26 protein-coding genes and 1 tRNA gene are annotated in these 23,706 nt (G+C 57.3%); 11 read left to right on the top strand and 16 right to left on the bottom strand.

From position 1 onward, the window contains the following. The first annotated feature begins 49 nt into the window (after positions 1 to 49). A complete protein-coding gene (locus Q0955_RS12330) occupies positions 50 to 280 on the top strand; it encodes a hypothetical protein (protein WP_299424631.1) in 231 nt (76 codons plus the stop codon). Positions 281 to 286: 6 nt separating this feature from the next. On the opposite strand, the gene Q0955_RS12335 is transcribed toward Q0955_RS12330, so the two are convergent. The 8 genes from Q0955_RS12335 to Q0955_RS12370 all read right to left on the bottom strand — a co-directional run bounded on the left by Q0955_RS12335 (position 287) and on the right by Q0955_RS12370 (position 6,425). After that, on the bottom strand, positions 287 to 1,363 hold the full coding sequence (locus Q0955_RS12335; protein WP_299424632.1) for a 2'-deoxycytidine 5'-triphosphate deaminase: 1,077 nt from the start codon (positions 1,361 to 1,363) through the stop codon (positions 287 to 289). 58 nt (positions 1,364 to 1,421) lie between these two features. After that, positions 1,422 to 1,498: transfer RNA gene (locus tag Q0955_RS12340), tRNA-Pro, on the bottom strand. A gap of 73 nt (positions 1,499 to 1,571) precedes the next feature. Then, a complete protein-coding gene (locus Q0955_RS12345; protein WP_299424634.1) occupies positions 1,572 to 2,975 on the bottom strand; it encodes a MerR family transcriptional regulator in 1,404 nt (467 codons plus the stop codon). Positions 2,976 to 2,990: 15 nt separating this feature from the next. After that, positions 2,991 to 3,293, bottom strand: a complete 303-nt coding sequence (ihfA, locus tag Q0955_RS12350) for an integration host factor subunit alpha (protein ID WP_164646352.1) — start codon at positions 3,291 to 3,293, stop codon at positions 2,991 to 2,993. 121 nt (positions 3,294 to 3,414) lie between these two features. Further along, on the bottom strand, positions 3,415 to 4,389 hold the full coding sequence (locus Q0955_RS12355) for a beta-ketoacyl-ACP synthase III (protein ID WP_299424636.1): 975 nt from the start codon (positions 4,387 to 4,389) through the stop codon (positions 3,415 to 3,417). 23 nt (positions 4,390 to 4,412) lie between these two features. After that, complete coding sequence (plsX, locus tag Q0955_RS12360) at positions 4,413 to 5,498, bottom strand: phosphate acyltransferase PlsX (RefSeq protein WP_299424637.1); 1,086 nt, start codon at positions 5,496 to 5,498, stop codon at positions 4,413 to 4,415. Between the two features lie 20 nt (positions 5,499 to 5,518). Beyond that, the gene (rpmF, locus tag Q0955_RS12365; RefSeq protein WP_283426281.1) at positions 5,519 to 5,725 is read right to left on the bottom strand and encodes a 50S ribosomal protein L32; all 207 of its coding nucleotides are present in this window, start codon (positions 5,723 to 5,725) and stop codon (positions 5,519 to 5,521) included. Between the two features lie 139 nt (positions 5,726 to 5,864). Next, on the bottom strand, positions 5,865 to 6,425 hold the full coding sequence (locus Q0955_RS12370) for a DUF177 domain-containing protein (protein ID WP_299424639.1): 561 nt from the start codon (positions 6,423 to 6,425) through the stop codon (positions 5,865 to 5,867). A 118-nt stretch (positions 6,426 to 6,543) separates the two neighbouring features. Here Q0955_RS12370 and bamE point away from each other — a divergent pair, with 118 nt between their 5' ends. The 3 genes from bamE (at position 6,544) to Q0955_RS12385 (ending at position 9,706) form a co-directional block, all read left to right on the top strand. Beyond that, positions 6,544 to 7,017, top strand: a complete 474-nt coding sequence (gene bamE / locus Q0955_RS12375) for an outer membrane protein assembly factor BamE (protein WP_299424641.1) — start codon at positions 6,544 to 6,546, stop codon at positions 7,015 to 7,017. Between the two features lie 84 nt (positions 7,018 to 7,101). After that, positions 7,102 to 7,842 carry a GNAT family N-acyltransferase gene (locus Q0955_RS12380; protein WP_299424642.1) on the top strand — a complete coding sequence of 247 codons (741 nt, stop codon included), beginning with the start codon at positions 7,102 to 7,104 and terminating at the stop codon, positions 7,840 to 7,842. Between the two features lie 49 nt (positions 7,843 to 7,891). Beyond that, on the top strand, positions 7,892 to 9,706 hold the full coding sequence (locus Q0955_RS12385) for an ATP-binding cassette domain-containing protein (protein WP_299424644.1): 1,815 nt from the start codon (positions 7,892 to 7,894) through the stop codon (positions 9,704 to 9,706). A gap of 101 nt (positions 9,707 to 9,807) precedes the next feature. On the opposite strand, the gene Q0955_RS12390 is transcribed toward Q0955_RS12385, so the two are convergent. From Q0955_RS12390 to Q0955_RS12400, 3 genes are all read right to left on the bottom strand, one after another. Next, on the bottom strand, positions 9,808 to 11,316 hold the full coding sequence (locus tag Q0955_RS12390) for a leucine-rich repeat domain-containing protein (RefSeq protein WP_299424645.1): 1,509 nt from the start codon (positions 11,314 to 11,316) through the stop codon (positions 9,808 to 9,810). Between the two features lie 237 nt (positions 11,317 to 11,553). Next, positions 11,554 to 12,732 carry an MFS transporter gene (locus tag Q0955_RS12395; RefSeq protein ID WP_299424647.1) on the bottom strand — a complete coding sequence of 393 codons (1,179 nt, stop codon included), beginning with the start codon at positions 12,730 to 12,732 and terminating at the stop codon, positions 11,554 to 11,556. Positions 12,733 to 12,990: 258 nt separating this feature from the next. Next, the gene (locus Q0955_RS12400; protein WP_299424648.1) at positions 12,991 to 13,749 is read right to left on the bottom strand and encodes a hypothetical protein; all 759 of its coding nucleotides are present in this window, start codon (positions 13,747 to 13,749) and stop codon (positions 12,991 to 12,993) included. A 216-nt stretch (positions 13,750 to 13,965) separates the two neighbouring features. Between Q0955_RS12400 and Q0955_RS12405 the strand changes: the two genes are divergently transcribed. From Q0955_RS12405 to Q0955_RS12415, 3 genes are read left to right on the top strand one after another with little or no spacing between them, the layout of a single operon-like run. Further along, on the top strand, positions 13,966 to 14,274 hold the full coding sequence (locus tag Q0955_RS12405) for a hypothetical protein (protein ID WP_299424650.1): 309 nt from the start codon (positions 13,966 to 13,968) through the stop codon (positions 14,272 to 14,274). Then, the gene (locus tag Q0955_RS12410; protein WP_299424652.1) at positions 14,243 to 15,403 is read left to right on the top strand and encodes a DUF3300 domain-containing protein; all 1,161 of its coding nucleotides are present in this window, start codon (positions 14,243 to 14,245) and stop codon (positions 15,401 to 15,403) included. Before Q0955_RS12405 ends, Q0955_RS12410 begins: the two co-directional genes overlap by 32 nt. A gap of 4 nt (positions 15,404 to 15,407) precedes the next feature. Next, positions 15,408 to 16,325: a DUF2950 family protein gene (locus tag Q0955_RS12415; protein ID WP_299424653.1), complete on the top strand. Its 918-nt coding sequence runs from the start codon at positions 15,408 to 15,410 to the stop codon at positions 16,323 to 16,325. Positions 16,326 to 16,533: 208 nt separating this feature from the next. Here Q0955_RS12415 and Q0955_RS12420 read toward each other — a convergent pair whose 3' ends face one another. Further along, a complete protein-coding gene (locus Q0955_RS12420) occupies positions 16,534 to 17,550 on the bottom strand; it encodes a ribose-phosphate pyrophosphokinase (RefSeq protein WP_299424655.1) in 1,017 nt (338 codons plus the stop codon). 107 nt (positions 17,551 to 17,657) lie between these two features. On the opposite strand from Q0955_RS12420, the gene Q0955_RS12425 reads away from it, so the two are divergent. From Q0955_RS12425 to Q0955_RS12440, 4 genes are all read left to right on the top strand, one after another. Continuing rightward, the gene (locus tag Q0955_RS12425) at positions 17,658 to 18,257 is read left to right on the top strand and encodes a 2-hydroxychromene-2-carboxylate isomerase (protein WP_299424656.1); all 600 of its coding nucleotides are present in this window, start codon (positions 17,658 to 17,660) and stop codon (positions 18,255 to 18,257) included. Between the two features lie 16 nt (positions 18,258 to 18,273). Then, entirely contained in the window at positions 18,274 to 19,077 is an 804-nt protein-coding gene (locus tag Q0955_RS12430; RefSeq protein ID WP_299424658.1) for an alpha/beta hydrolase, read from the top strand. 31 nt (positions 19,078 to 19,108) lie between these two features. Beyond that, positions 19,109 to 19,741: a hypothetical protein gene (locus Q0955_RS12435; protein WP_299424659.1), complete on the top strand. Its 633-nt coding sequence runs from the start codon at positions 19,109 to 19,111 to the stop codon at positions 19,739 to 19,741. 148 nt (positions 19,742 to 19,889) lie between these two features. Further along, on the top strand, positions 19,890 to 20,972 hold the full coding sequence (locus tag Q0955_RS12440) for a serine hydrolase (RefSeq protein ID WP_299424661.1): 1,083 nt from the start codon (positions 19,890 to 19,892) through the stop codon (positions 20,970 to 20,972). Positions 20,973 to 20,979: 7 nt separating this feature from the next. On the opposite strand, the gene Q0955_RS12445 is transcribed toward Q0955_RS12440, so the two are convergent. From Q0955_RS12445 to Q0955_RS12460, 4 genes are read right to left on the bottom strand one after another with little or no spacing between them, the layout of a single operon-like run. Next, on the bottom strand, positions 20,980 to 21,198 hold the full coding sequence (locus Q0955_RS12445; protein ID WP_299424663.1) for a DUF6500 family protein: 219 nt from the start codon (positions 21,196 to 21,198) through the stop codon (positions 20,980 to 20,982). Positions 21,199 to 21,202: 4 nt separating this feature from the next. Then, positions 21,203 to 22,252: a beta-eliminating lyase-related protein gene (locus Q0955_RS12450; RefSeq protein ID WP_299424664.1), complete on the bottom strand. Its 1,050-nt coding sequence runs from the start codon at positions 22,250 to 22,252 to the stop codon at positions 21,203 to 21,205. Further along, a complete protein-coding gene (locus Q0955_RS12455) occupies positions 22,252 to 22,749 on the bottom strand; it encodes a YcgN family cysteine cluster protein (RefSeq protein ID WP_299424666.1) in 498 nt (165 codons plus the stop codon). Before Q0955_RS12455 ends, Q0955_RS12450 begins: the two co-directional genes overlap by 1 nt. Beyond that, on the bottom strand, positions 22,746 to 23,678 hold the full coding sequence (locus Q0955_RS12460; protein ID WP_299424667.1) for a bifunctional riboflavin kinase/FAD synthetase: 933 nt from the start codon (positions 23,676 to 23,678) through the stop codon (positions 22,746 to 22,748). The genes Q0955_RS12455 and Q0955_RS12460 overlap by 4 nt, the downstream gene beginning before the upstream one ends. Positions 23,679 to 23,706 lie beyond the last annotated feature (28 nt).

Consider the following 23,706-nt stretch of genomic DNA (forward strand, 5'->3'; position numbering starts at 1 on the left):
CGCATTTGATACCTAGGTTACATTCAAGACAACGGGTGGAGTGACTCCTATGAATGCCAATCAACTGATCAATATGGTGACCCGGATGGTGATGCGCCGTCTGATCAACGGTGGCATTAATGCGGGGATCAATGCGGCTTCCAAAGCGCAGAAGAATAGGACGCAAGCAGAGCCGGGGCCTTGGGGAGAAAAATCGCAAGCCCCTAAGAATGCGCCCCAGCTTGATGCAAAACGTGCGAAGCAAGCCATGCGGGTGACCCGCAGGATTGGCCGCTTCTAAGCCCTCTTAGCTGGCTTTGAAGTGCTTGCTGAGCTTCAGGCCCTGACCCTGGTAATTTGACGCGATGCCGGAGCCGTAGAGCTGCTCTGGTACCTCAGCCATGCGCTCATAGACCAGACGACCTACCACCTGACCGTGTTCGAGCACAAACGGGGCTTCGTGACAGCGCACTTCCAAAACGCCGCGCGACCCTGTGCCGCCGGCGGCGTCATGGCCAAACCCGGGATCAAAGAAACCGGCGTAATGGACACGGAACTCGCCGACCATGGCCAGAAACGGCGCCATCTCAGCCGCGTAAGCTGGCGGGATGTGGACGGCTTCTCGGCTTACCAGAATGTAGAAGGCGCCGGGATCGAGGATGATTTGACCGTCGGAACTGTGCAGTTCTTCCCAATAGTCTGCGGGATCATAGTGACCGATATTGTCGAGGTCGATCACGCCGGTATGTGGTTTGGCACGATACCCGACCAAAGTGCCCTCAGAGGGTTTCAGATCGACCGAGAACCCCAATCCATCGTCGATTACGGCGTCGCCGTTCACCAGCGGGCTGCGGTCATGAAGCACGGTCAAATCGGCGTCGGTCAGAATGCTTTGACCTTTGCGGAAACGAATTTGGTTGAGTCGCATTCCGGGGCGCACCAGCACAGAGAAACTGCGTGGACAGATTTCGGCATAGAGCGGTCCTGAGTATCCCGGTGCGATGCGGTCAAACTCGGTGCCACCATCGGTGATGGTACGGGTCAGCAGATCGAGACGGCCGGTGGAGCTTTTGGCATTGGCCACTGCTTGCACATCGTCGGGCAGCGCGAGGCTCTCCATCAGCGGCACAACATAAACACAGCCTTTTTCCAACACGGCGCTGTTGGTCAGGTCGATGCGGTGCATTTCGAATTCGGACAGGCGATCTTGGACGCTGCGCCCGTTGCCCGCCAGGAAAGACGCACGCACGCGGTAGGCAACTGTGCCCAAGCGTAAATCGAGAGACGCCGGTTGAACCTGGCCTTCCGACACAGGATCAGTGACTGAAATCTCGCCGGTTTGCAGCATGGTTTCAATGGTTTGGCTCGGAATAACACCGGTCATTGGGTCGTCTCCAGATACACAAAACGCCCGGGCCTTGCGGCACACGGGCGGTTTTGATTGGTCGGGCTAGCAGGACTCGAACCTGCGACCTTCCGTCCCCCAGACGGACGCGCTACCAGGCTGCGCCATAGCCCGACGATGGGCTGTTCATAACGAAATTGCGGGCGGGAGCAAGTCTTAAAATGCAAGTTTTGTCTCGCCCTGAATTTTAGCCAGCTTTGCCGTGAAGCGCCTCAAGGCGCGCCAGAAGATCTGCGGCGCGAGAGGCGTCTTTGCGGTCCACGGTCACAGGTTTGGTCAGCATCAGCAGGAAGTCGTCTCGCGCGGTTTCGCGGGCGACGAGGGTTTCCAAGTCAGGTGCGCTGGAAGGTGATATGGCCGAAAGGTCATTGGCCGTCTCTGTAGGCGCTTGTGGGGGCGGCGCGGACTTGGGTGCAGCGGCGCCTGAGCTGGACGGTGCGTTGGTCGTTGGCGCCTCTACAGAGCTTTCACTGTTGATGGCCGGTTCATCCGAAGCGTCGCTCATTGCAAGTGCTGACGGAGTCGTACCGTTGTCGCCGTCCGCCATCGTTTCAAGGCCAGGCACAAAGGCGGCGTTCGGAGCGGGTGTTTCTGGTTCCGCGGAAACGTCCGGGGACTGGAAGGGGGCCGGTGACGCTGCGTCCGAGGACGCAAGCTCGCCAAGCGGCTCGGCCTCTGTCGTATTGTCGCTTGTTGATTGGGCGGCATCCTCAGCCTCAGCTTCAACTGGGGCAACCGGAGTGTCCAGCGTGGCAAAAAGATCGTCCATCGGTGGCAACTCTTCAGGCCCACCAGAGGAAGCCCCTGTTTCCACCTTAGGAGCTTGTTCCGATTCCGCCGCTGTGGCGGGCTCGGCTTGGTCGACTTCCGGTGCCTGTGCGGGGCTGGTCAAACCTGAGGGTAGCGGGCCTGTCTTAGACGAAGCTGCGGGCACATCATCTTCGATTTTGACCAGTAGATCCTCCGGAATGCCGGCGTTGTCTTCCTCCTCGACGTCTCCAACGGAGGTCTCAACATCCGGTTTGAAATCATCCGGTGCGGTGTAAAGCGTTTCTTCGGACGCCTCCTCAACGGTTTCTTCCTGGACAGCAATGTTCTCTTGGTTTGCGACATCTTCAAGCGGAGCGTCGGCTTCTGGCGGGTCCTCAAGGTCTGCGTCAACAGCTTCCACAGGCTCTTCCAGTTCAGCCTCTACTTCAGGAGGTTCGTCTTGGGGGATGCCGGCTTGCGGTTCTTCCTGCGGTGTCTCGACCGGCTCCAGGCCTGTTTCTTCGGTTACATCTTCCGCAACCGCCTCAACAGGCTGGGCTTCCTCGTCTACAGGGCGGGACAGGCTGGAAACGTGTTTGACGCCCTTTTCGCGCAAAAGTTGCTGCGCCTCTTTGATTGGCATGCCGTCTTCGTGCAAAAGTTTTTTGAGGCCACCCAAGAGTTCCATGTCTTGCGGGCGATAATACCGCCGCCCACCGGCACGTTTCACGGGTTTGACCTGTGAAAACTTGCTTTCCCAAAAGCGCAAGACATGCGTTTGCACGTCTAGCCAGTCAGCGACTTCGCTAATAGTGCGAAATGCCTCACGCGATTTGGCCATGGAGTTTGTCTCGTCTTATTTTTTGTTGCCGGCTGCGACGCGATCTTTCATCAGATGCGACGGTCGAAAGGTCAGGACACGGCGGGGCTGGATCGGAACTTCTTCGCCGGTTTTTGGGTTGCGACCGACACGGGCTGCTTTGTCCCGTACACTGAACGTCCCAAACGAGGAAATTTTGACCTGCTCACCTTGCACCAGGGCATCGGACATATGAGTCAGAATGCTTTCGACCAGTTGTGCGGAATCGTTTCTGGACAGGCCCACTTCGCGAAACACTGCTTCGCTGAGATCCATCCGGGTCAATGTCTTGTCAGTCATGTGGTCCCCCCTGCCGGTACACGTTTCAAAAACCATAGGGGCAAGAGAAATTGGGAGTCAATGATTTGAACGGGAAGTGAGGCGATTATCTGCAATATTCGCCAATCACTTAGGTCAGTTTTCACCAACGCAGAACCACAGCGCCCCACGCCAGGCCGCCACCAATTGCCTCGGTCACCAGCAGGTCACCTTGCTTAATCTTGCCTTCGGCCACGCCAGTGGACAGGGCGAGCGGGATAGATGCGGCTGATGTGTTGCCGTGGTCTTGCACGGTTACAATCACGCGCTCCATGGGGACGCCAAGTTTTTTTGCGGTGCCTTGGATGATGCGGATGTTTGCCTGATGTGGGACAATCCAGTCCACGGCATCATCGGTCAAACCAATTTTTGTCAGGGCTGTGTGAGCGGTGGAGGTCAGTTTCTCAACTGCTTGGCGGAAAAGAGCATTTCCCTGCATGCGCAGCTTGCCAGCGTCGCCCGTAGTGGACACGCCGCCGTCCACAAACAGCATATCTTTGTAGCGGCCGTCAGAATTTAGGTCAGCACTTAAAACGCCGCGATCGGCGGTTTCCCCAGTGCCGTCCTGCGCTTCCAGAATTAGCGCGCCCGCGCCATCGCCAAACAGCACACAGGTGGCGCGATCTGTCCAGTCCATGATGCGGCTGAAGGTTTCCGCGCCGATCACCAGAACACGCTGAGCCTGACCGGACAGGATCAGCGCATTGGCATTGGTCAATGCGTAAACAAAACCAGCGCAAACCGCCTGAACGTCAAACCCGAAGCCACGCGTCATGCCAATCTTTTGCTGCACCATGGTGGCGACAGACGGAAAGGTCAGATCTGGCGTGGATGTCGCGACAACCACCGCGTCGATGTCATCGGCGGTCAGGCCCGCGTTTTCCAAAGCTGCTTTGGCGGCAAAACTTGCAAGGTCGGACGTGGTCTCATCTTCAGCGGCAAAGTGCCGACGCTCAATACCCGAGCGGGTGCGAATCCACTCGTCCGAGGTGTCCAGAGATTTTTCGAATTCGGCGTTGGGAACGACCCGTTCCGGCAAGTAGTGGCCAACGCCCTTAACCACGGCGCGTGTCGTCATATCAGTGCCTTGCTATTTTATTGTTATTCGTTTGTGCTGTCAGCATCTTGCGGCAGAGAAACAGCAGATGCAACCCGCGCCGCAAGCTTTTCAGAGAAGCCCGATTGCGCAAGTTTGAAGGCGAGTTTAACCGCGGCGGACACGCCGGTGGCATCCGAAGACCCGTGGGATTTCACCACAGTACCATTCAGACCCAGGAACACGCCCCCGTTGACGCGCCGGGGATCGATGCGTTTGTTGAGACGATTCAGCGACGTATAAGCCAATAGGGCCGCCAAACGCGATAGAGGGGAGAACTTGAAAGCTTCCTTGAGCAGTGAGCCGATCAGGCCTGCGGTGCCTTCGCCGGTTTTCAGCGCGACGTTGCCAGTGAACCCGTCGGTGACAATCACATCAGCTTTGTCAGCGGGCAAATCATTGCCTTCCACAAAACCAACAAAGTCGTAGTTTGCGTTCTTGGCATTGCGGGCGATCAGGTCGTGCGCCAGCTTGAGCTCGGTGCGGCCTTTATGCTCTTCGGTGCCCACATTAAGCAACCCGACGCGGGGGCGCTCGAGGTCCATGCCGTTGCGGGCATAGGAGGCGCCCATCAGCGCGTATTGCAACAAATCATGCTCGTCGGCGCTAATGTCGGCACCGGCGTCGAGCATGATGTTGAAGCCTTGTGGTGCGCGGGAGGGCCAGAGCACGGCAATGGCCGGACGGTCCACGCCAAGAATTTTGCGCAGCCGCACAACCGAGAGCATCATCAAAGCGCCGGTATTGCCACAACTGACCACGCCGTCTGCTTCGCCGCTGCGCACCGATTCCAATGCGGACCACATAGATGTGGTTTTGGAGCGGATCACATCTCGGGGTTTGTCTTCCATCGACACCACGTCAGAGGCGTCGCGAATCTCAACCCGGCCATCCAGAATGCGCTTGCGCGCGACCAGCTTCTCAAGCTCGTCTTTGGGGCCATGCAAAATGAAAGCAATGTCTGGGTTGATCTTCGCAGAATGCGAAATGCCGGCAACAACAGCTGCCGGCCCGCGATCGCCACCCATGGCGTCAACTGAGATTACTGTGCGCCCGCTGCCGGGGTTTGCTGTTTGCGCCAAACCGGTCATGCGGGCTCAGATCCCGTTGTTTATGCTGCGTCTTCGTCCAGATCGACGTCGTCCACCATCGCAACGACTTCGCGGTCGCTGTAGTGGCCGCAAGAAGCACATACGTGGTGCGGGCGCTTCAGTTCGCCACAGTTCTCACATTCGTTAGGGTTCGCTGCAACCAGGGCGTCATGTGCACGGCGGTTGTTGCGGCGCGATTTCGATACTTTGTTCTGCTGGACAGCCATGTCGCAACCTTTGATTTACTTGGGGGCCGGAGCCCGGTTTCCTGAGCGTTTGGAGCCTCTACGCGGTAAGCGCGCCCGAGTCCAACGCTAAATTCGAATGAGCGCGCGAAAATACTGCGATTTCCGCACAACGCAAGCCCTATTCGTCCTCTTTTGAGCCCAACTGGTCACGCAAGGCTGCCAATCCGGCAAAGGGGCGGACGTCTTCGTCTGTCATGGCCTTTTTTCCGGCCTCCGTAAAGACGGCTTCTTGCAATTCAGCCCCGTCCGCTCGTGGAAATTGCGGAATGTTGAGCGCTAGTGCCTCGTGCAGGATTGCTTCAACGTCGATATGTGTTTCCAAAGGCTCAGAGTTTTCGTCCTCGGGCATTTCGATTTCTTCGTCATCGTCAGGCAATTCCGGCATCTGCGCGAGGAAACGGCGCTCGATTTTCTCGTCGATCCGAGTTGTAACCGGTTCCAGCGTGACCACGCAGGGCTGCACAACAGTGGCCCCTAGGGCGCCAACCAACTCCCAGTCATTTTTTCCGTATGCGCGTATTTCGCCAGTAAAAACAACTTTACGCAAAGTTGTGAGGCCAAGCGCGTCAGCCAGTGCGCCAAGCTCTTTGGCGTTTGGCCGCAGATCAAAGCCAGTTGGGCGATTCTGTCGGAGGTCGGCCACGCGGAATGTGGAAGTGGGGGAGGCGCTTGAAGACATGTTTCTGACTTTGAGTTGAGGTCGGTTGCAATGTGGACACGTGTTGTCATCTTGAACCATACGCGTTCCTTCTGTAAGCGAGATAAAAGGCAAGACGGGCCAAGACAAGAGGGCAGGCATGAAGATGCGAACCAAAGTGATCAAATATGCGGTCATGGGAGCGGCCATGCTGTCCTTGGCGTCCTGCGCCACGCGCTATCGCAATCATGGCTATGTGCCGACCGAAGAAGAACTGGCGTCTATCACGTTGGGCGTAGACACGCGGGACACGGTTGTCGAGACCTTTGGACCTCCATCAGCTTCCGGTGTTCTGGATGACAGTGGCTATATTTATGTGCGCTCGCGTATCAAACATTTCGGTCCAACCCGACCCGAGGTCGTTGACCGGCAGGTGGTGGTTATTGGGTTCGACACCAAAGGCATAGCGCGAAACGTTGAGCGTTACGCTTTGGAAGATGGGCGGTTTGTGCCGTTGCAGCGCCGTATCACCGACAATGGAATCGAGACCGGTGGTTTGTTGCGTCAACTGGGGGCGAATATTGGCAACTTTGGACCATCTGGAGCGCCAACCGCGAGCAACGGAAGTTTCTAAAAGTACCAGCGTGATCCGCCTTTGTGGGTTTGTCATTCGGTTGTCACCGCATCTCTGATAGGCTGGCGCCGGAAAGGGATGCAGATGAACGAGGCGATTCAAGAGGTTGGTCGATACCGTGTGCGGGTCTCGCAAACTGCGCGCGACTTGCGGGCGGCGCAACGTCTGCGCCAATTGGCTTTCCACGGTGATGACACAACACTTGATGTGGATGCCTATGATCCACATTGCCGGCATTACCTGATTGAAGACGTCGCAAATGGGCGTTTGGTGTGTGTTTTCAGGATGTTGCCTCTCAACGGTGGGGCGGACATCGACCGTAGCTATTCCGCACAGTTTTATGAGTTAGACGCGCTAAAAACCTATCCTGGCCGCATGGTTGAAATGGGTCGGTTTTGTATGCACCCGGAAGTGCATGATGCGGACGTGCTGCGCATCGCTTGGGGTGCAATGACCAGCTATGTGGACGAAAACAATGTGGAATTGCTGTTTGGCTGCGCCTCCTTTGAAGGCACGGATACCAGCAGTTATCTTGATAGCTTTGCAATGTTGCGCGATCGGCATCTGGCGCCAAATCGATGGTTGCCGCGGGTGAAGGCGCCCAACGTGTTTCGTTTTGCCTCTCGGTTGCGGCGTAAGCCAAATCTCAAAGCGGCGCAGTTGAGCATGCCACCTATGCTGCGCAGCTATCTTTTGATGGGCGGGTGGGTCAGCGACCATGCGGTGGTCGATCAGAAAATGAACACGTTACATGTGTTTACCGGCGTCGAGGTGAAGGCGATCCCTGCGGCCCGAAAGCGGCTTTTGCGGGCTTTGGCCTGCTAGCCGCATAGGCGCGGTTGACGGGGCGGCGTGTGCGGGCTAGGCGCATGCTATGGCACGTATACCTCTTTTACAGATGAGCGATATCTCCCTGACATTTGGCGGAGATCCGGTTTTTGATCAGTTGAACCTTGTGGTGCAACCCGGTGATCGGGTGGCGCTGGTAGGGCGCAACGGTTCGGGCAAATCAACCTTGATGAAGGTCATGGCGGGGCTGGTCGAGCCAGACCGAGGCGACATCGTTGTTCCGCCGGGTGTGAGCGTCGGGTATATGGAGCAAGACCCTGATATGAAAGGGTTTGCCACGCTTGGTGATTTTGCCTCGGCAGCTTTGGAGCCGGGTGAGATGTACAAGGTCGAACGGGCAGGGGAAGGGTTGAAGTTTGATCCGGCACGCGCGGTTGAGACGGCCTCTGGTGGCGAACGTCGGCGCGCGGCTTTGGCGCGGCTGATGGCGGAAGCGCCGGAGCTGATGTTGTTGGACGAGCCAACCAACCACCTTGATATTGAAGCGATTGCCTGGCTTGAAGAAGAGCTGAAAGCGACACGGGCAGGCTATGTGTTGATCAGCCACGACCGGGCGTTTTTGCGCGCTTTGACCCGTGCAACCCTTTGGATTGACAGGGGAATGGTGCGTCGTCAGGAAAAAGGCTTTGAGGATTTTGAAGCCTGGCGCGACAAGGTCTGGGACGAAGAAGACCTGCAGCGCCATAAGATGGATCGCAAGATCAAGGCCGAGGCGCGGTGGGCTGTGGAAGGCATCAGCGCGCGGCGCAAGCGCAACCAAGGGCGTGTGCGGGCGTTGAAAGATCTGCGGGCGGAACGGTCCGCGATGATCAAGCGACAAGGCTCGGCGGCGATGGAACTGTCTGCGGGTCCGAAGTCAGGTAAAAAAGTGATAGATGCCAAAGGTTTGTCGAAGTCTTACGACGGTAAGAGCATTGTGCAGGACTTTTCGCTGACGGTGCAGCGGGGCGACCGTGTTGCCTTTGTTGGGCCTAACGGCGTGGGCAAAACCACTTTGATCAAAATGTTGATGGGCGAGCTGGAACCGGATGCGGGGACTGTGTCGTTGGGCACCAATCTGCTGCCTGCGGTGTTTGATCAGGCGCGGGCCAAGCTGGATCCGGAGATGACGCTTTGGGACAGCCTCACAGGCGATCCAGAGATGCGGGTTTCGGGTAAGGCCGATCAAGTGATGGTGCGCGGTAATCCCAAGCATGTGGTTGGATATCTTAAAGAATTTCTGTTCGATGATCGGCAGGCGCGGGCGCCGGTGCGGTCTTTGTCGGGGGGCGAGAAGGCGCGGTTGTTGTTGGCGAAACTGATGGCCAAGGAGAGCAATCTTCTGGTCATGGACGAACCGACCAACGATCTGGATGTCGAGACCCTCGATCTTCTCCAAGAACTGTTAGATGACTATGACGGCACCGTGCTGTTGGTGAGCCACGACCGGGATTTTCTCGATCGGGTGGCCACCACAACCATTGCCATGGAGGGGAACGGTCAGGCGGTGACCTATGCCGGAGGCTGGTCTGACTATCGGGCGCAGCGGCAGGAAGACGCACCGAAAAAGGCTGAGAAAACAAAGCAAAAGGCTGAGAAGGCAAAGGCCGAGAAGGCCGCGCCTACCGCTGGTTTAAGCTTCACCGAGAAGCACCGCCTGGAGGCATTGCCGGGTATCATGGAACGGCTTGAGGCAGAGATCGCAAAGTTGGAAGGCTTCATGGCGGACCCGGAGTTGTTCACCAAAGAACCGGTAAAATTCCAGAAAGCTACAGAGGCGTTGGTGGAGCGTCAAACGGCTTTGCAAGACGCCGAAGAAGAGTGGCTGGTGCTGGAAGAAAAGGCCGAAAGCAACAGCTGATTTTCACGTCGGTAAGACGTCGGTATTGCGGCTGCTTTACGACTGTCCACTGGTTTTGAATATGTTGCGGCGTCACGGCGCCGCAACTTTTGATTTACGTCTTAGGCGTCAGCGCCTTCGCTGGACGCAGCTGCCTGATCTTGAAGAAGCACCACAACGCGATTGGCCATCAGGTGCCGGGCATGGTCGTAGTCCCGTCCATTGGAGCTCGCTGCCAACGCGTCCAGCTCGTGCATGCTTTGCAATGCGGGCGTATCATTGAGCGCCAGAGTGCAATTGGGGCTTGGCTTGGTAAATTTAGGCAAGGTGAGCAGGACCGAGAGGTCGGCGACCTGGCTGCCGGAGATGTCGAGCTGTTCCAGGTACGGCAGCGAGCGCAGCGGATAAAGGTCGTTAACCGCAGTTCCGGTACAACTTAGGTTCTTGAGCAACCTACATCTCTGAAGTCCATTGATCGAGCTGATGTTGGTGCCAGAGAGGCTGAGGTTTTGTAAGTTGGGCAGTTCCGGCCATGGTGCACGCATCTGATGGTCTGTGTCATCGGTCAGCTGGAAATGCAGCGTCCGCAGGGTGTCACAGTGCTCCAATGGGCCGAGGTCCAGATCTGGGTCAGCGCTTTGCAGCAACAGGTAGGCGAGCTTGCGCAAAGACGCGACAGGCGCGAGGTCACAATGGGAGACCGCGCCAATCGACAGATGGTTCAGTGCGCTCAGAGAGGATACAAAACTGAGATCGGTGATCAGGCCAAGTGATTGGATGGTCAGGTTTTCCAGCCTGGCGGCCTGAGACAACGCGTCAAACCGTATTGCCGGGGTGTTCCACAGCGACAGTGTTGTGAGCGCGGGCAGGGAGCCCAGAGCGGTAAGGTCGGTGGTGTCCGCGCCAAACAGGTCCAGCGTATCCAGCTGTTGCAAGTTGGCAAGTGGTGCAATGTCGACCTTGCCGTCACAGCGCAGGGACAGCGTGGTGAGCGCGTCTGCCTGTGCCAGCGACGTCAGCGATTGGCCCTGCGCAATGCGGGTTTTGAGGTCTGTCAGGTTTGGGCTTCGGGTGAGTGCGGGGAGCGTATCGCATAAGGCCAGCAGGTCAGCCTGCTCCAGGCGGGGCAGAGCACCGAGGTGGACCGGCTTGCCGGGATGGGAGATTTTGAGCCGCCGTAGATTAGGCAGATCGGGCAAGGTTACATCAATCTCGGACGGCAGCGACAGTTTGAGCTCTGTCAGCTCTGGCAGATCTGCGAGCGGCGACAAATCCGTAACCGGTGAGGCGGTGATTTCCAGCGCTTGCAAATTTGGCAGACCGCGCAGCGCGGCAATATTGGTGATGGGCGTATGACGGATGCAGAGTTTGCGCAAATGGGGCGCAAGCGCGGAGATTTCCGGCAATAAGCGGCCGTTGTCGCCAGAGATCACCATTTGACGCGCATGGGCCTCTTTGTGGCGCTCTAGGCTCCAGGCAAAAAAGGCGGCGGGATCGGCCGGCGTGCCCGTAGGTGTGGGGGTGGCTTTGCGACGCGCCCGCACCTGCGGACGCATGCGTTGTTTGAGGCTCTGTTTGGCCACAGAGAGGAAGGATTGGATTTTTAAACTGGTCAGCACGTGAGAACTCATCAACGGCGCCTGATAGTGGGACGGCGCGGGGGGGAAAAGAAGTCAGGAGCGTTAGTGGAAGTTCAGTCTACTGCGGAACAGCCTTGGGACAACTCACTTTTTGGTAAATTTCGGTGGTTTTTGGGGAGGTGCCCTGTTCAAAAGGCGTAAGGCTTTGAACTTACGTGTAAAACAAAGACACCCGCCTGCGCGTGGCAGGCGGGTGTGGGCGGTCTTGATGGTTAAAACGATCAGGGCTTAGGCTAGGGTCGTCTTTTGTAACTCCGGCTGTGGTGTCAAATGACGGGCCATCACAAAGCTGAGGCAGAGACCGGGCAGGAGCGCGGCCAAAGCCATGGCGATGCCAAAGTGGTCTGCCAGTAGGCCAATGATGGGCGGGGCGACGACGTTGGTGCCAATCGCCATGACCGACAGGAAGGCAATGTTGTCGGCGTCATGTTCATCTTCCAGTGCCGCTGCCGCAGACACGGCCAGAGGGAAGCCAACCGAGAGGCCCAGCCCGATGCAGGCAAAGCCGACAAAAGACGCCAATGGCGGGAAAGGCGCCACCAGGGTCAGCAAACCAATGATGGCCAGGCCGACGTTCATGCGTGCGAGATTGGTGCTGCCCATGCGGATTTTCAAGAAGTCCCCAATGAAGCGGCCAAAGGCAACAAAGGCGGAAAACACAGTGATCGCAAGACCTGCGGTGCTGGCGCCTTCGGGCAGACGTTCGGCCATATAAACGGCGCCCCAATTGGCCATGGCACCCTCTGCCATGGTTACGGAAATCACAAAGAGCACAATCAAGAACAGGGTGGTTGGGTAATCACGCAGTTTGCGGCGTTTGGTTTTGGTCGAGGCGTCAGCGGATTGCGGGCGCAGGTTGGGCAGTGGACGTGTCAGCCATAGGGCCAGGATGGTTGTGCTTGTGGTGAGGGTTAGCACGGTGACCACCGGCGACACCGCGGCCGTGAAAATGGCGGCCAGGAAGGAGCTGACCGTCAGGCCAAGCGCCCAGAAACCGTGGCAGCGGTTCATCACGGATTTCTTTGCGGCTTTCTCGAGCTGACCTGCGTAGACATTCAACGCCACATTCAGGAAGGTCATCGACGCTCCAAAAATCAGCAGCGCCAAGAACAAAGTGACGTGGTCCACCGCAAGGAGTGGCAAGACAACTGTCACGGCCTGAACTGGAAACATGGTGAGCAGGACTTTGGGCGCGCCATGCCTGGCCACAATTTTGGCGGCAAACTTGGACATAAACACAAAGGCCATGGGCAGGCCGAGCAAGGCCAACGCCAACTGTGCGTTGCTGAGATCCAATTTGGATTGCATAAACGGAATATGAGGCAACCACCCGCCAAGCGCGAAGGGATGCAAGAAAAACAGCGCCATAATGAGGCGCACGGTCCCTGAGGACAGTGTTGGGGTCATGTGAGAAAGTCCTGTTGGCGGATGTGGGGCCAGCTAGACCCAAAGCTGTGCAGGGAACAAGTGACCTACGTGTATTTAACTGTGAAAAACAACCTTAAAGTGTTTTTGGTTGAGGCTCGCTCTACTCTGTCAGAAAATTGGTTGGGTTTTTTGAGGGCAATTCCAGAGGTCTCCTCCCAAGGAGCGGGGAGAATCGGAGGGGCGTGGCTTGCGAAATCGCAGGCATGGTACAGCTTGGTCACCGGCTGGGTAATGCCGTTAGCCCGGAAAGATCTTTCGGAAGTGGCTGTCAAAATAGTCCCATGAGTAGACTGCTTTGTTGCCAGCATACCCCTCGTAGTAAGATTTGCCTGTCGAGGTAGGCAGGCCCGCCCAGATCTTGGCAAGGTTGAGCATGAAGGTCGCGCGCGACATTTCGGCGGACTGAAAATCGCTGAGCCCGGCTTCTTCTAGCAACTGGTGGGCCAGCTGGTCTTGTATCTCCGGGCTGAACAGCTTGTCGTGCGGCACCTCCTGATGGCGTACGAGACGGCGCAGGGTGGCGGGGATAAACTGATAGCGGCCAATCGCGTGGGGCTGTCCCGGGGTGTTGTCGATCCACTGATAGATCTCGGCGATGGTCATCTCGGTTGGCGGACGAGATGTCTTGGTCCGGGCGCCATACTGCACGGCATCATAGCCAGCCTTGCCCGCTTCGGCTCCAGCAATCAGGGTCATCAGCTGCTTGGCGGCGGACGGCAGAACCTGCGTCAGCACCGGCGCAAAGAGGCCACCGGTGGCGCGGCCGCGGAACAGGCTGGCAGTGCCGGGGCGCAAGGCCAACGCGCCGCGGCTGACGTCGGCGTCCGTCGGTTGCGCGAGGGCAGGCTGTTGCGGGGCGCGGGGGGAAGTGTCGTTGAAAGAGGCGCGTTGCGCAAAGAAACCGTTCTGGATCAGGGAGACGCTGTTGGCCTGCGCTTGGGACGCCATGAGGCTGACGGTCAGAAGCGCAAGACGCAAAGAGGAGGCAATCGACATGGGAACCGGCTTTCTGCTGGCGAGGTGTTTCACGCGGACTATGCAGAAAGAGGCTTGATAAAGGGTTTATCGGCGAAGGCTGTTGGTTTGGGATGAGGGGGCGTAGCAAGTTTGCGCAGGAAGCGGGCTTTGTGCAGCTTCAAGATCCAACCGTTTTCAAATGCGGCCGTAGAATCCCAGGCTGATCGAGAGCTCCTCCAAACCTGTCTCTAATGCTTGGCAACAGCGGTTAAGGGGCAGAGTTTCCATCCTTTTTTAATGCCATGCCACATGCCAGACAATTTTCCGATCACTTCCGGTGACCGCAATGTTCGCTCGCGTGAGTTGCTCCTTTTGGTTTCTCAGCGCGAGCGGGAAATCGAATGTTTGGCAAAAGTTCTTGGTTCAAAGGGTGGCAAAGCTTACCGTGAGGCATTCGTATCTTTTTTTAAAAAAGGGCATCGGAATGAAATGCATAACGCTGAAATCTTTCTTGTCTTCCATAATATTACTAATGCCGACAGGTGCATTGGCACAGTCGGCTGAAGACCAAGAGAATGAATTGCTTCGGGCTGAGGAGTTGGAAACGCTTGTCGCTCCTGTTGCCCTTTACCCAGATACGTTGCTTATCCAAGTATTGGTTGCCGCGACCTATCCTCTTGAGGTTGTTAAGGCCGACGTGTTTTTGGACGACAACGCAGAAGTGGAGCAAGAGGAGTTGAAGTCGCTCATTGAAGCCGAAGACTGGGATGAAAGTGTCGAAGTTTTGGCGACGGCATTCCCAGATGTGCTGGAGGATATGGCAGCGCATATCGATTGGACAGAGACGGTCGGGAACGCGATGTTGGCCCAAAGCGACGACGTCATGGAAGCGGTCCAAGTCAAACGACAAGCCGCAAACGATGCAGGCAATTTGGTCAGTGGTGACGAGCAAACCGTTGAAGTGGTTCAGGAGGGCGATTCAGACACAATTGTTATCCAGCCGACTGATCCCGAAGTGGTCTATGTGCCTCAATATGAGACCGAGACGGTTTATGTCGACAACTCTTCTGACGTGGGCGATGCGCTGGCAACAGGCCTGCTGGTTTTTGGCGCTGTAGCCATCATAGATGAGATCTTTGATGACGATGATCACTGGCATGATTATTGGGGATGTCGCAATTGCGGTGGCTGGAACGGTCAACCAATCATTCGAAATCCGGACATAGACATTGATATCGACGGGGACGTGAATATCGGGGATCGCAACAACATTGGTTGGAAACCCGATGAAGGTCGCCAAAAAGAGGCCCGTGACACGATTGCTCGCAAGCGCGGCAACGACGGTGTGACCACCATGCCGGTGACCAAACCGGACCGAGGAGACAAGATGCGTGCCGATCTCGCGAAGAAAAGCGGCGCAGCGGATATCTCCCAAAGCAAGAACCCGCGCGCAGGTGTGGAACGCCCCTCAAGCCCTTCACCCGCCCAACGTAAGGCGGCTGTAGAGCGGACAAAGAAAACCCAAACTCCGAGGACCAGTCCACGCCCCAAGGCGCCGCAGTCCAGCGTAGTGCCAAAACGTCAGGCAGCCCCGATCAACGGTGGCGCGATGCAAAAACGCGCGCCATCTCAGCGCGCCAAAGCCGGCGCAACGCGTGGCCGCGCCGCCGCCGGCGCGCGCAGAGGGAGATAGACAAATGAAGTTCACATTCGCACAAGCTCTTACTGGACTTGCAATTGGTTTGGCTGTTCCCATTGCCGCCACAGCGCAATCACCCGCGTTGTTCGCCACTCCGCAAGCTGCCTTAGATGCCATGATGACAGCCCTTCAAGAGGAAGATCAGGACGCAACTTTGCAGGTCTTTGGGGCAGACGCTAAGGACCTCATTTCCACAGGAAACCCAAGGCGCGACGCGGCCAATCGCGCCGAAATTCTCAGCCTGTATCAAGAAGGATACCGCCTGCAACCAGCCGAGGACGGTTCTGTGGTCTTACTGCTGGGTTCGGAGGGGTGGCCATTTCCGATTCCGATTGGGAAAGTCGAGGCCAATTGGATGTTTGATGTCGCGGCTGGACGAGATGAGGTTTTGTTCCGGCGGATCGGTTTGAACGAGTTGGACGTCATCGAGTTCATGGCAGTCTATGTGGATATCCAAGCCGAATACCGCCTCGTAGATCATGATGGGGATCAGGTTATGGAGTTTGCCCCCTCGTTCTTGTCAAGTGACGGGATGCGGGACGGCTTGTTTTGGGCGGACGAGGACAGCCCGTTGGGCGCGCGTGTCGCGCTTGCGTCTCTTGACGGTTACTCTGTTGGAGACACCGATACAGGGCCTGAACCGTTTGGCGGTTACTACTACCGTATTTTAGACAAGCAAAGCGCCGCGGCACCTGGTGGTGCGCTGAACTATATCAGCGGCGGTAATATGGTGTCGGGACATGCCTTGCTGGCGGTTCCGTCTGACTACGGGAATACAGGCATTCATTCGTTTATGGTTTCAGAGAACGGATTGGTGCTTGAGGCGGACCTCGGCGAAGACAGTTTGGAGAAGGCTTTTGCAATCACACGCTATGATCCAACGGCAGAATGGCTCCCCGTCGATTTAAGCAATTGATCCTCGTGTCAAATGAACACCAATTGCGGGTTTTCTTGAAGGGAAATTCAGAAGTGTGCTTTTGGGGCCTGTTGATTAGATGATCCAGCGGATTCGACTTAATCACTTGTCCGCTAAGGGCTGACAGTAGCCATTACTTCACTCAAAACAAAAAAAGCCCCGACGTTTCCGTCGGGGCTTTCCAAATCTCTCAACCAATCTGCAAAGATCAGGCTTTGAACAGGCCTTCGTAGGCGGGTTCCAGCGTCTCCGTTTCAAACAGCGAGCTCACAGACGTGCCATTGGCGGTGTTCAGGATCGCCTGGGCAAACATCGGGGCGGTGGGCACGATGCGGATGTTGCTGGCGCCTTTTACAGCTTCGGTGGGCTCGATGCTGTCGGTGATGACCAAAGACTTCATCACCGAGTTGGTGATGCGCTCAATCGCCGGGCCAGACAGAACGCCGTGGGAGATGTAGCTGTGCACCTCGGTGGCGCCGTGCTCGATCAGGACTTCGGCGGCTTTGCAGAGCGTGCCGGCGGTGTCGCAGATGTCGTCCACGATGATACATTTCTTGCCTTTGACGTCGCCGATCACGGTCATCTCGGCAATCTCGCCTGGCTTCTCGCGGCGTTTATCGACGATGGCCAGAGGGGCGTTGATGCGTTTTGCCAACTCTCGGGCGCGGGCAACGCCGCCCACATCCGGGGAGATGATCATCACGTCTTCAAGCTGGTCTTTGAATTGCGCTTTGATGTCGAGCGCAAAGACCGGCGAGGCGTAGAGGTTGTCGACCGGAATGTCGAAGAAGCCTTGGATTTGCGCGGCGTGCAGATCCATGGTCAGGATGCGCTCGATGCCAGCCTCAACCATCATATTGGCGACCAGCTTGGCGGTGATCGGCGTGCGGGCCTTGGTGCGGCGGTCCTGACGGGCGTAGCCGAAGTAGGGGATCACAGCGGTGATGCGGCTGGCCGAAGAGCGGCGCAGGGCGTCGGACATGATCAGCAGTTCCATCAGGTTGTCGTTTGCCGGATTGGAGGTCGACTGGATGATGAACATGTCTTCGCCACGTACGTTGTCGTAAACCTCGACAAAGATTTCGGCGTCGTTGAAACGCTCCACACGGGCGTCGATCAGTTTGACGTTGCTGCCCCGGTGCATAGACATGCGTCGCGCGATGGCGCTGGCAAGCGGTTTGTTGGCATTGCCAGTGATCAGTTTGGGTTCAAGAATGGTGGCCATAGCGCGGTAATCCCCAGGTGGCTTTGGTGACAGATTCGTGACGTTGCGCTTGCCTTAACATGGCCCTAACGTCCCGCAAAGCGACGTGCGAGCTATGGGAGGCAAAAATGGCCACGATCACCTATTATTTCTCAACAATTTCTCCGTATTCCTATTTGGCAGGCACACGGTTGGAAGAGATCGCGGCCAAACACGGCGCGGAAATTGTCTATAAGCCGCTTGATATTGTGGCGCTGTTCGGCCGCACGGGGGGCACACCGCCGAAAGAACGTCACGTCAGCCGTCAGGAATACCGCGCGCAGGAATTGCTGCGGCAGGCTAAGAAGTTGGACATGGACTTCAATCTGAACCCGGCGCATTGGCCGACCAATATGGCGCCATCCTCTTATGCCTTCATTGCGGCGGCAAACGCCGGTGGTGGCGACTTGGGTGCTTTGGCGTATGGTTTTTTGCGGGCGTGCTGGGCTGAGGAGAAGGACATCGCGCAGGATGATGTGATCCGCGCCTGTTTGACTGAGGCCGGGTTTGATCCGGCGCTGGCGGACAGCGGTTTGCTGGTGGGGGCGGAGACCTATGCCCGCAACCTGGACGAGGCGGTGGAAGCGGGGGCCTTTGGCGCGCCGTTTTATGTGACCGACGATGGGGCGCGGTTCTGGGGGCAGGATCGGTTGGATGATTTGGACGCCCATTTGGCGGGTGAGTTGTAAGGACACTTTAAGGACCATGGCTTTGGACGACGGAAAGACGCCTGACATGCATTGGCGTGTGTTGGGGCAGGGGTCGCGTGCGGCTTTGGCGCTGCATTGCAATCTTGGGCATTCGGGTGCCTTTCGCGGCATTGGCGCGGCGCTGGACGATCTGCTGACGATTGAGGCACCAGACATGCCGGGCCATGGGCGCAGTGCGGCGTATGTGCCGGGGACGCTGACCGGGCAGACCATGCTGGATGCGATTTTGGCGCGTCTGGATGGGCCTGTGGATGTGATTGGGCATTCTTATGGCGGATTGCTCGGGCTGCGGTTGGCAATAGAGCGGCCGGATTTGGTGCGCTCATTGTCGTTGTTTGAGCCGGTGACAATGCTGGCGGCCAAAGATGCCGCGCCAGAGGAAGTGGCCAAAAACGATGCGCATATGGGGCAGGTGTTTGCTTTGAACGATGCGGGCGATCCCGAGGCGGCGGTGCGTATGTTTGTTGAGGAATGGGGCGACGGCACGCCTTGGGAGGCGCTGGCGGAAGAGACCCGCGCGACCTTCACGCGGCAAGTGCCGTTTGTAGTGGCCTCTCAGCAGGATGTGCTGGAAGATGTTGGCAACATCATGCCACGGCTGGGTGAGATTGCCGTGCCGGTGGTGGTGATGGACGGGGTGGAGAGCCCTGCGATCATGAAACCGGTCTGTGATGGGGTAGCGCGTGCGGTGCAGGATGGGCGGCGGGTGACTGTCGTTGGTGCCGGGCACATGGGGGCAATTACGCACGCGGATTTGGTGGCTGCTGAGGTGCGGCGGACGGTTGAGGGGCTTAGCTAAGTTTTTCGCAGGGGTAATGGAGTAAAGAGTAGTGGCAGAAGGTGATATTTGGATTTCGGCGATAGCGAACAACTCTGACTTGCTCGTGGGGATAGAAATCGACCGGGAAGAGCCGGGCTGGCGAGCCAAAGCGGAAGGGCTTGCAGTTCGCGCTGAGGACTTGCCTTTTCGCCTGTATGGGAAGTATCGCGATGCATTTTTTGAGAAGGGTGTTCCCGATATGCTCTTCGGCCCAGGTGGCATCAAAATCTCGGAAAATCTCCACAATGTTTTTGCCTCATACAACTTAGGGGTAGCGAAGCTGTATCCTGCAAATCTGTACCTGCATGACCGAAAAACTTTGGTCACTCCAAGCCTCTACATTCTTGGCGTCAGAGAGGATGTTGAAGCCTTTATACCGGAGCAGTGCCAAAACGTAAGGGAACGCTACAAACACCGCAGTCAAGCCAAGCCATCGCCAGAAACCAAATGGAAAATGCCCTACACGCTTCAGGATGGCGACATTGCTGTATTGTCTTCAAATACAGAAGGGTTGGATTTTTGGTCGGACAAGTGGCTCGACAACTCGCTGTTCTTTTCCGATCCGCTCAAACAAGCGCTTTGCGAGGGCGGGTATGCCAAGCTATTTGACTTCAAGAAGTGCAAAGAAGCCGTGTTGCACTGACGGTTGAAGTTCCATCGCGTCCGAACCGAGGGGCTAGGAAGCGAAGCGCCCGCGCCGAGGGCGATGGAGAAGATGTTCAAATATGCCTTGTTGTTTGTGGCGCTGGCTGGCTACCTTGGGTTGCGTTTAATTCAGTCGGACACCCGTAATGCTTAAGTGGTTCTTTTTTGCTGTTGTCGTTCTGACATCGGTTGTTTTTGTCTGGGCCACAGTGCCACGTGTTTGGAACCCTTCGCCGGAGACACAGATCGAGCACAGCTTTGCGGATTTCGACTCCTCCCAGATAGACACGATTTGGCCCGCGCCGGGGCCGGATGATCGCAAGCGGGCGCGGATGGTCTTGCACAAGGGCGATGTCATTTTTGCCGACGGGCCCACTGATCTGATTATGAACACCCATTCGATGCGTAAATCCATCATGAGCCTGATGTATGGCATTGCGGTGGATAAGGGGCTGATTGATCTTGACAAAACGCTGGCTGAGTTAGGCATCGATGAGAATATCCCCCTCACGGCGCAGGAAAAAACGGCGACCATTCGGGATTTGTTGATGTTCCGGTCTGGTGTGTTTTTGCCCGCCGCCGGGGAACATGACGCGCAGATCACCGATCGGCCTCAGCGGGACAGCTTTCAGCCCGGCGCGTACTTCTTTGCCAACAATTTTGATGCCAACGCGCTTGGCACGATCCTTGTGCAAGAAACCGGCTATGAGATTGGCGCCTTTATGGAGGAGTTTCTGGCAAAGCCCTTGGGTATGCAGGATTTTCAGGCTGAGAACGTGATTATGGGCGACCCGTGGTTTATGCCCAGCACGGACACGCAACACCCGCATTATCACACCTATATGAGCGCGCGGGATTTTGCGCGGATTGGCATGATGGTGGCGCAGGAAGGTGTCTGGCAGGGGCAGCAAGTTGTGCCGGAAAGCTGGATCACGCTCTCAACCGCGCCGCATAGTGATCTGCGCGATAACCATATTGGATACGGGCAATACAGCCATGCCGGGTACCTTTGGTGGCTAAAGGACGCGGAAGGCACGGTGTGGACCGATGGGTATGGCGAACACTTTATGATGATTGATGCCGCCCGTGATTTGGTGCTGATCGAGCGAAATTACACTGGCAACTCTTATCTCAGCACCGGGCTTTGGATGTTTGTGTACGGAAACCGCTCGCAATCGCTAAACGGAATGCGCGCGGCTTATAAGTGGTTGGTTCAAGAGGGGCTTTGAGCGGCTCTTATGCGCCCGACAGGATCATCTCGCGGATCTTCTCGGCTTTCTCAAAGTGATCGAGCTCATGCGTCTGGATCCACCAGGTGGCGGCTTCCATCAGCAGCTCGGGGTTGTCGTTCTTGTTGGCAAAGAAGGCATAGAACGACAGGCCGACGGTTTCGCCTTTCTTGGCGATTTTGTCGTTGCAGATCTGAACCGCTTTGGCGCGTAGACTGTCTCTCACCGGATTATTTCCCTGCTGCCAGATCGAGGAATTGGTCGATCAACTCTTTGCTGAGCGACCAGTCGCAGACCAAACGCGCAGTGACCATCTCGGCGTCGTCGCCGTCCAGCGTGCCGTCCCAGAGGTGAAAAGCCGCGCCAGCGTCAAACAGGCGTTTGTGGGTGGCGCGGGGCAGGGCGACAAACATCATGTTGGCCTGTGGCGGGTATTTGAATGTGGCACCGATCTCGCGCAGGCCGCCAGCAAGATGGGCGGCGTTGGCGTTGGCTTTGGTGGCGGCTTCGATCCAGACGTCGTCTTGCAGGTAGCCGAGCATTTGCGCGGAGAGGTAGCGGTGTTTGGAGAACAGGTGGCCGCCACGTTTGCGGCGCAGTTCAAATTCCCAGGCGTGTTTGGGATCAAAGAAGATCACCGCTTCGACCCCCATGCAGCCATTTTTGGTGCCGCCAAAGCTGACCGCGTCGACACCGGCTTTCCAGGTCATCTCCGCAGGGGTGCAGCCCAGTGCCACCATGGCGTTGGTGAAGCGCGCGCCGTCCAGATGCACGGGCAGGTCGTAGGAATTGGCCACGTCACAGAGGGCGGTGAGTTCGGCCAATGTGTAGACCGTGCCGTACTCGGTGACCTGCGTGATTGACACAGGGCCGCGCTGCGGGCCGTGTACACCGCGGGTCTCTTCGCCTTCGATGGCGGCGCGCAGGGAGGCGGGCGTCATTTTGTCGACGTCTTTGTCCGCCGCCAGCGTGAGCTTGGCACCGCCGGTGTAGAATTCGGGCGCGTTGCACTCGTCTTTGTGGATGTGGGCCACCTCAGAGCAGAAGATGGTTTGCCAAGGATCACAAAGGGTTGCGAGCGCGAGTGAATTTGCCGTGGTGCCGGTGGAGACCAGATAGACGGCGGCCTCTGGGGCCTCAAAAATTTCGCGGATTTTGGCGGTGACCTGTGCCATTTCCACGTCATCGCCATAGCCCATGGCATAGCCTTCGTTGGCTTTGGTGATGGCGGCGAGGACCTCGGGCAGTGCGGCACCGGAGTTGTCAGAGGCAAAATGCATTAGGAGGGCTCCTCGATGATAAAGTCTTCCCACTGCTCCAGCGGGGTGTCGAATTCGGACACGGTTTGATGCTGCACCGAGACGCCTGCGTCATGCACCGTGTCCGGCGTGCCGGAGATCAGCGGGTGCCAGTCGTAGAGCGGCTTCTTTTCCCACAACAGGCGATACGCGCAGGTTTGCGGTAGCCAATAGGCGTGGTCATCGATGTTCTGCGGCGTCATAACGATACATTCCGGAACAAACTGGTGGCGGATGTCGTATTGGGTGCAGCGGCAGGTCTCGTCGTCCAGCAGGCGGCAGGCGACGCGGGTCAGGGCGACCTCGCCGGTGTCCTCGTCTTCGAGTTTGTTGAGGCAGCATTTGCCGCAGCCATCACAAAGCGCTTCCCACTCTTTGTCGTTGAGTGAGGTCAGCGGTTTCTTTTCCCAGAAGCGTTTGGCCAGTCCGTGGCGCTCGATGGGATCGCTGGGGGCTTTCAGAAAAGGGGGGCGTGTCATAGGGCGTTCAGGATCTTGCGTGCGTCGTCGCAGTCTTGTGCAATTTGGGCAACAAGCGCGTCGAGGCTGTCATATTTCTCTTCCGGGCGCAGGTAGTCGACCAGACCCACAGATAGGGTGTGGCCGTAAAGGTCACCAGAGAAGTCAAACAGGAAGGTTTCGATGTTGGCTTTGTTTTCGCCAAACATCGGGCGGGTGCCAATCGAAGCGGCGCCAAAGTAGCTGCCGGTGTGGGGACCGTCGAGCACGTCGACCAGCACAGCGTAAACGCCGTATTTCGGCTGGTGCAGATTGTCGATCGACATATTGGCGGTGGGGAAGCCAAGGTCACGGCCGCGTTGTTCGCCGCCAATCACCGGACCGTCGATGCGATGCCAGTGGCCCAGCATGTTGGCGGCGTCACGCGGGCGGCCATCGGAGAGGGCCTGGCGGATCAGGGTTGAGGACACCTGGCCTTCGCCGCCCTGAATGAGCGGTGCAATGGTGACGCCAAAACCAAACTCCTGGCCAAAGGTCACAAGGTCGTTTGCGGTCCCTTTGCGGCCCTTGCCAAAGCAGAAATCCGCGCCCACCACCACATGGGTCAGGCCGAGGCCTTCTGCGATCACATCGCGGGCAAATTCTTCTGGTGTGAGGCTGGACAATGCGGTGTTGAACGGCAGCTCATACAGCTTGTCGACGCCGAGTTTTTCCAAACGGTGCGCGCGGGTCTCGGCGCTGGCGAGGCGAAACGGCGGGGCGTCCGGCGCGAAATACTCGCGCGGGTGCGGCTCAAACGTCATGATGCCCAAAGGCGCGTCGGGCGCGGCCTTGCGGGCAAGATCGATCACCGATTGGTGGCCCAAATGCACGCCGTCAAAATTGCCAATCGCGACGCTGGCGCCGCGATCTTGGGGTGTCACAAACTGATAGTCGCGAATGATCTGCATGTGGCAGGGTTAGCCCCTTGAATGGTCA

This window comes from uncultured Shimia sp., assembly GCF_947493595.1.
Taxonomy (GTDB): Bacteria; Pseudomonadota; Alphaproteobacteria; order Rhodobacterales; family Rhodobacteraceae; genus Shimia.

Coding starts and splice junctions, on each gene's coding strand:
- rpmF (WP_283426281.1), bottom strand. CDS start 5,725: ATGGCTGTCCAGCAGAACAAAGTATCGAAATCGCGCCGCAACAACCGC.
- Q0955_RS12425 (WP_299424656.1), top strand. CDS start 17,658: ATGGCCACGATCACCTATTATTTCTCAACAATTTCTCCGTATTCCTAT.
- Q0955_RS12430 (WP_299424658.1), top strand. CDS start 18,274: ATGGCTTTGGACGACGGAAAGACGCCTGACATGCATTGGCGTGTGTTG.
- bamE (WP_299424641.1), top strand. CDS start 6,544: ATGAAGATGCGAACCAAAGTGATCAAATATGCGGTCATGGGAGCGGCC.
- Q0955_RS12455 (WP_299424666.1), bottom strand. CDS start 22,749: ATGACACGCCCCCCTTTTCTGAAAGCCCCCAGCGATCCCATCGAGCGC.
- Q0955_RS12400 (WP_299424648.1), bottom strand. CDS start 13,749: ATGTCGATTGCCTCCTCTTTGCGTCTTGCGCTTCTGACCGTCAGCCTC.
- Q0955_RS12410 (WP_299424652.1), top strand. CDS start 14,243: ATGCCGACAGGTGCATTGGCACAGTCGGCTGAAGACCAAGAGAATGAA.
- Q0955_RS12345 (WP_299424634.1), bottom strand. CDS start 2,975: ATGGCCAAATCGCGTGAGGCATTTCGCACTATTAGCGAAGTCGCTGAC.
- Q0955_RS12370 (WP_299424639.1), bottom strand. CDS start 6,425: ATGTCTTCAAGCGCCTCCCCCACTTCCACATTCCGCGTGGCCGACCTC.
- Q0955_RS12450 (WP_299424664.1), bottom strand. CDS start 22,252: ATGCATTTTGCCTCTGACAACTCCGGTGCCGCACTGCCCGAGGTCCTC.
- plsX (WP_299424637.1), bottom strand. CDS start 5,498: ATGACCGGTTTGGCGCAAACAGCAAACCCCGGCAGCGGGCGCACAGTA.
- Q0955_RS12385 (WP_299424644.1), top strand. CDS start 7,892: ATGGCACGTATACCTCTTTTACAGATGAGCGATATCTCCCTGACATTT.
- Q0955_RS12355 (WP_299424636.1), bottom strand. CDS start 4,389: ATGACGACACGCGCCGTGGTTAAGGGCGTTGGCCACTACTTGCCGGAA.
- Q0955_RS12440 (WP_299424661.1), top strand. CDS start 19,890: ATGCTTAAGTGGTTCTTTTTTGCTGTTGTCGTTCTGACATCGGTTGTT.
- Q0955_RS12335 (WP_299424632.1), bottom strand. CDS start 1,363: ATGACCGGTGTTATTCCGAGCCAAACCATTGAAACCATGCTGCAAACC.
- Q0955_RS12415 (WP_299424653.1), top strand. CDS start 15,408: ATGAAGTTCACATTCGCACAAGCTCTTACTGGACTTGCAATTGGTTTG.
- Q0955_RS12420 (WP_299424655.1), bottom strand. CDS start 17,550: ATGGCCACCATTCTTGAACCCAAACTGATCACTGGCAATGCCAACAAA.
- ihfA (WP_164646352.1), bottom strand. CDS start 3,293: ATGACTGACAAGACATTGACCCGGATGGATCTCAGCGAAGCAGTGTTT.
- Q0955_RS12395 (WP_299424647.1), bottom strand. CDS start 12,732: ATGACCCCAACACTGTCCTCAGGGACCGTGCGCCTCATTATGGCGCTG.
- Q0955_RS12390 (WP_299424645.1), bottom strand. CDS start 11,316: ATGAGTTCTCACGTGCTGACCAGTTTAAAAATCCAATCCTTCCTCTCT.
- Q0955_RS12380 (WP_299424642.1), top strand. CDS start 7,102: ATGAACGAGGCGATTCAAGAGGTTGGTCGATACCGTGTGCGGGTCTCG.
- Q0955_RS12460 (WP_299424667.1), bottom strand. CDS start 23,678: ATGCAGATCATTCGCGACTATCAGTTTGTGACACCCCAAGATCGCGGC.
- Q0955_RS12330 (WP_299424631.1), top strand. CDS start 50: ATGAATGCCAATCAACTGATCAATATGGTGACCCGGATGGTGATGCGC.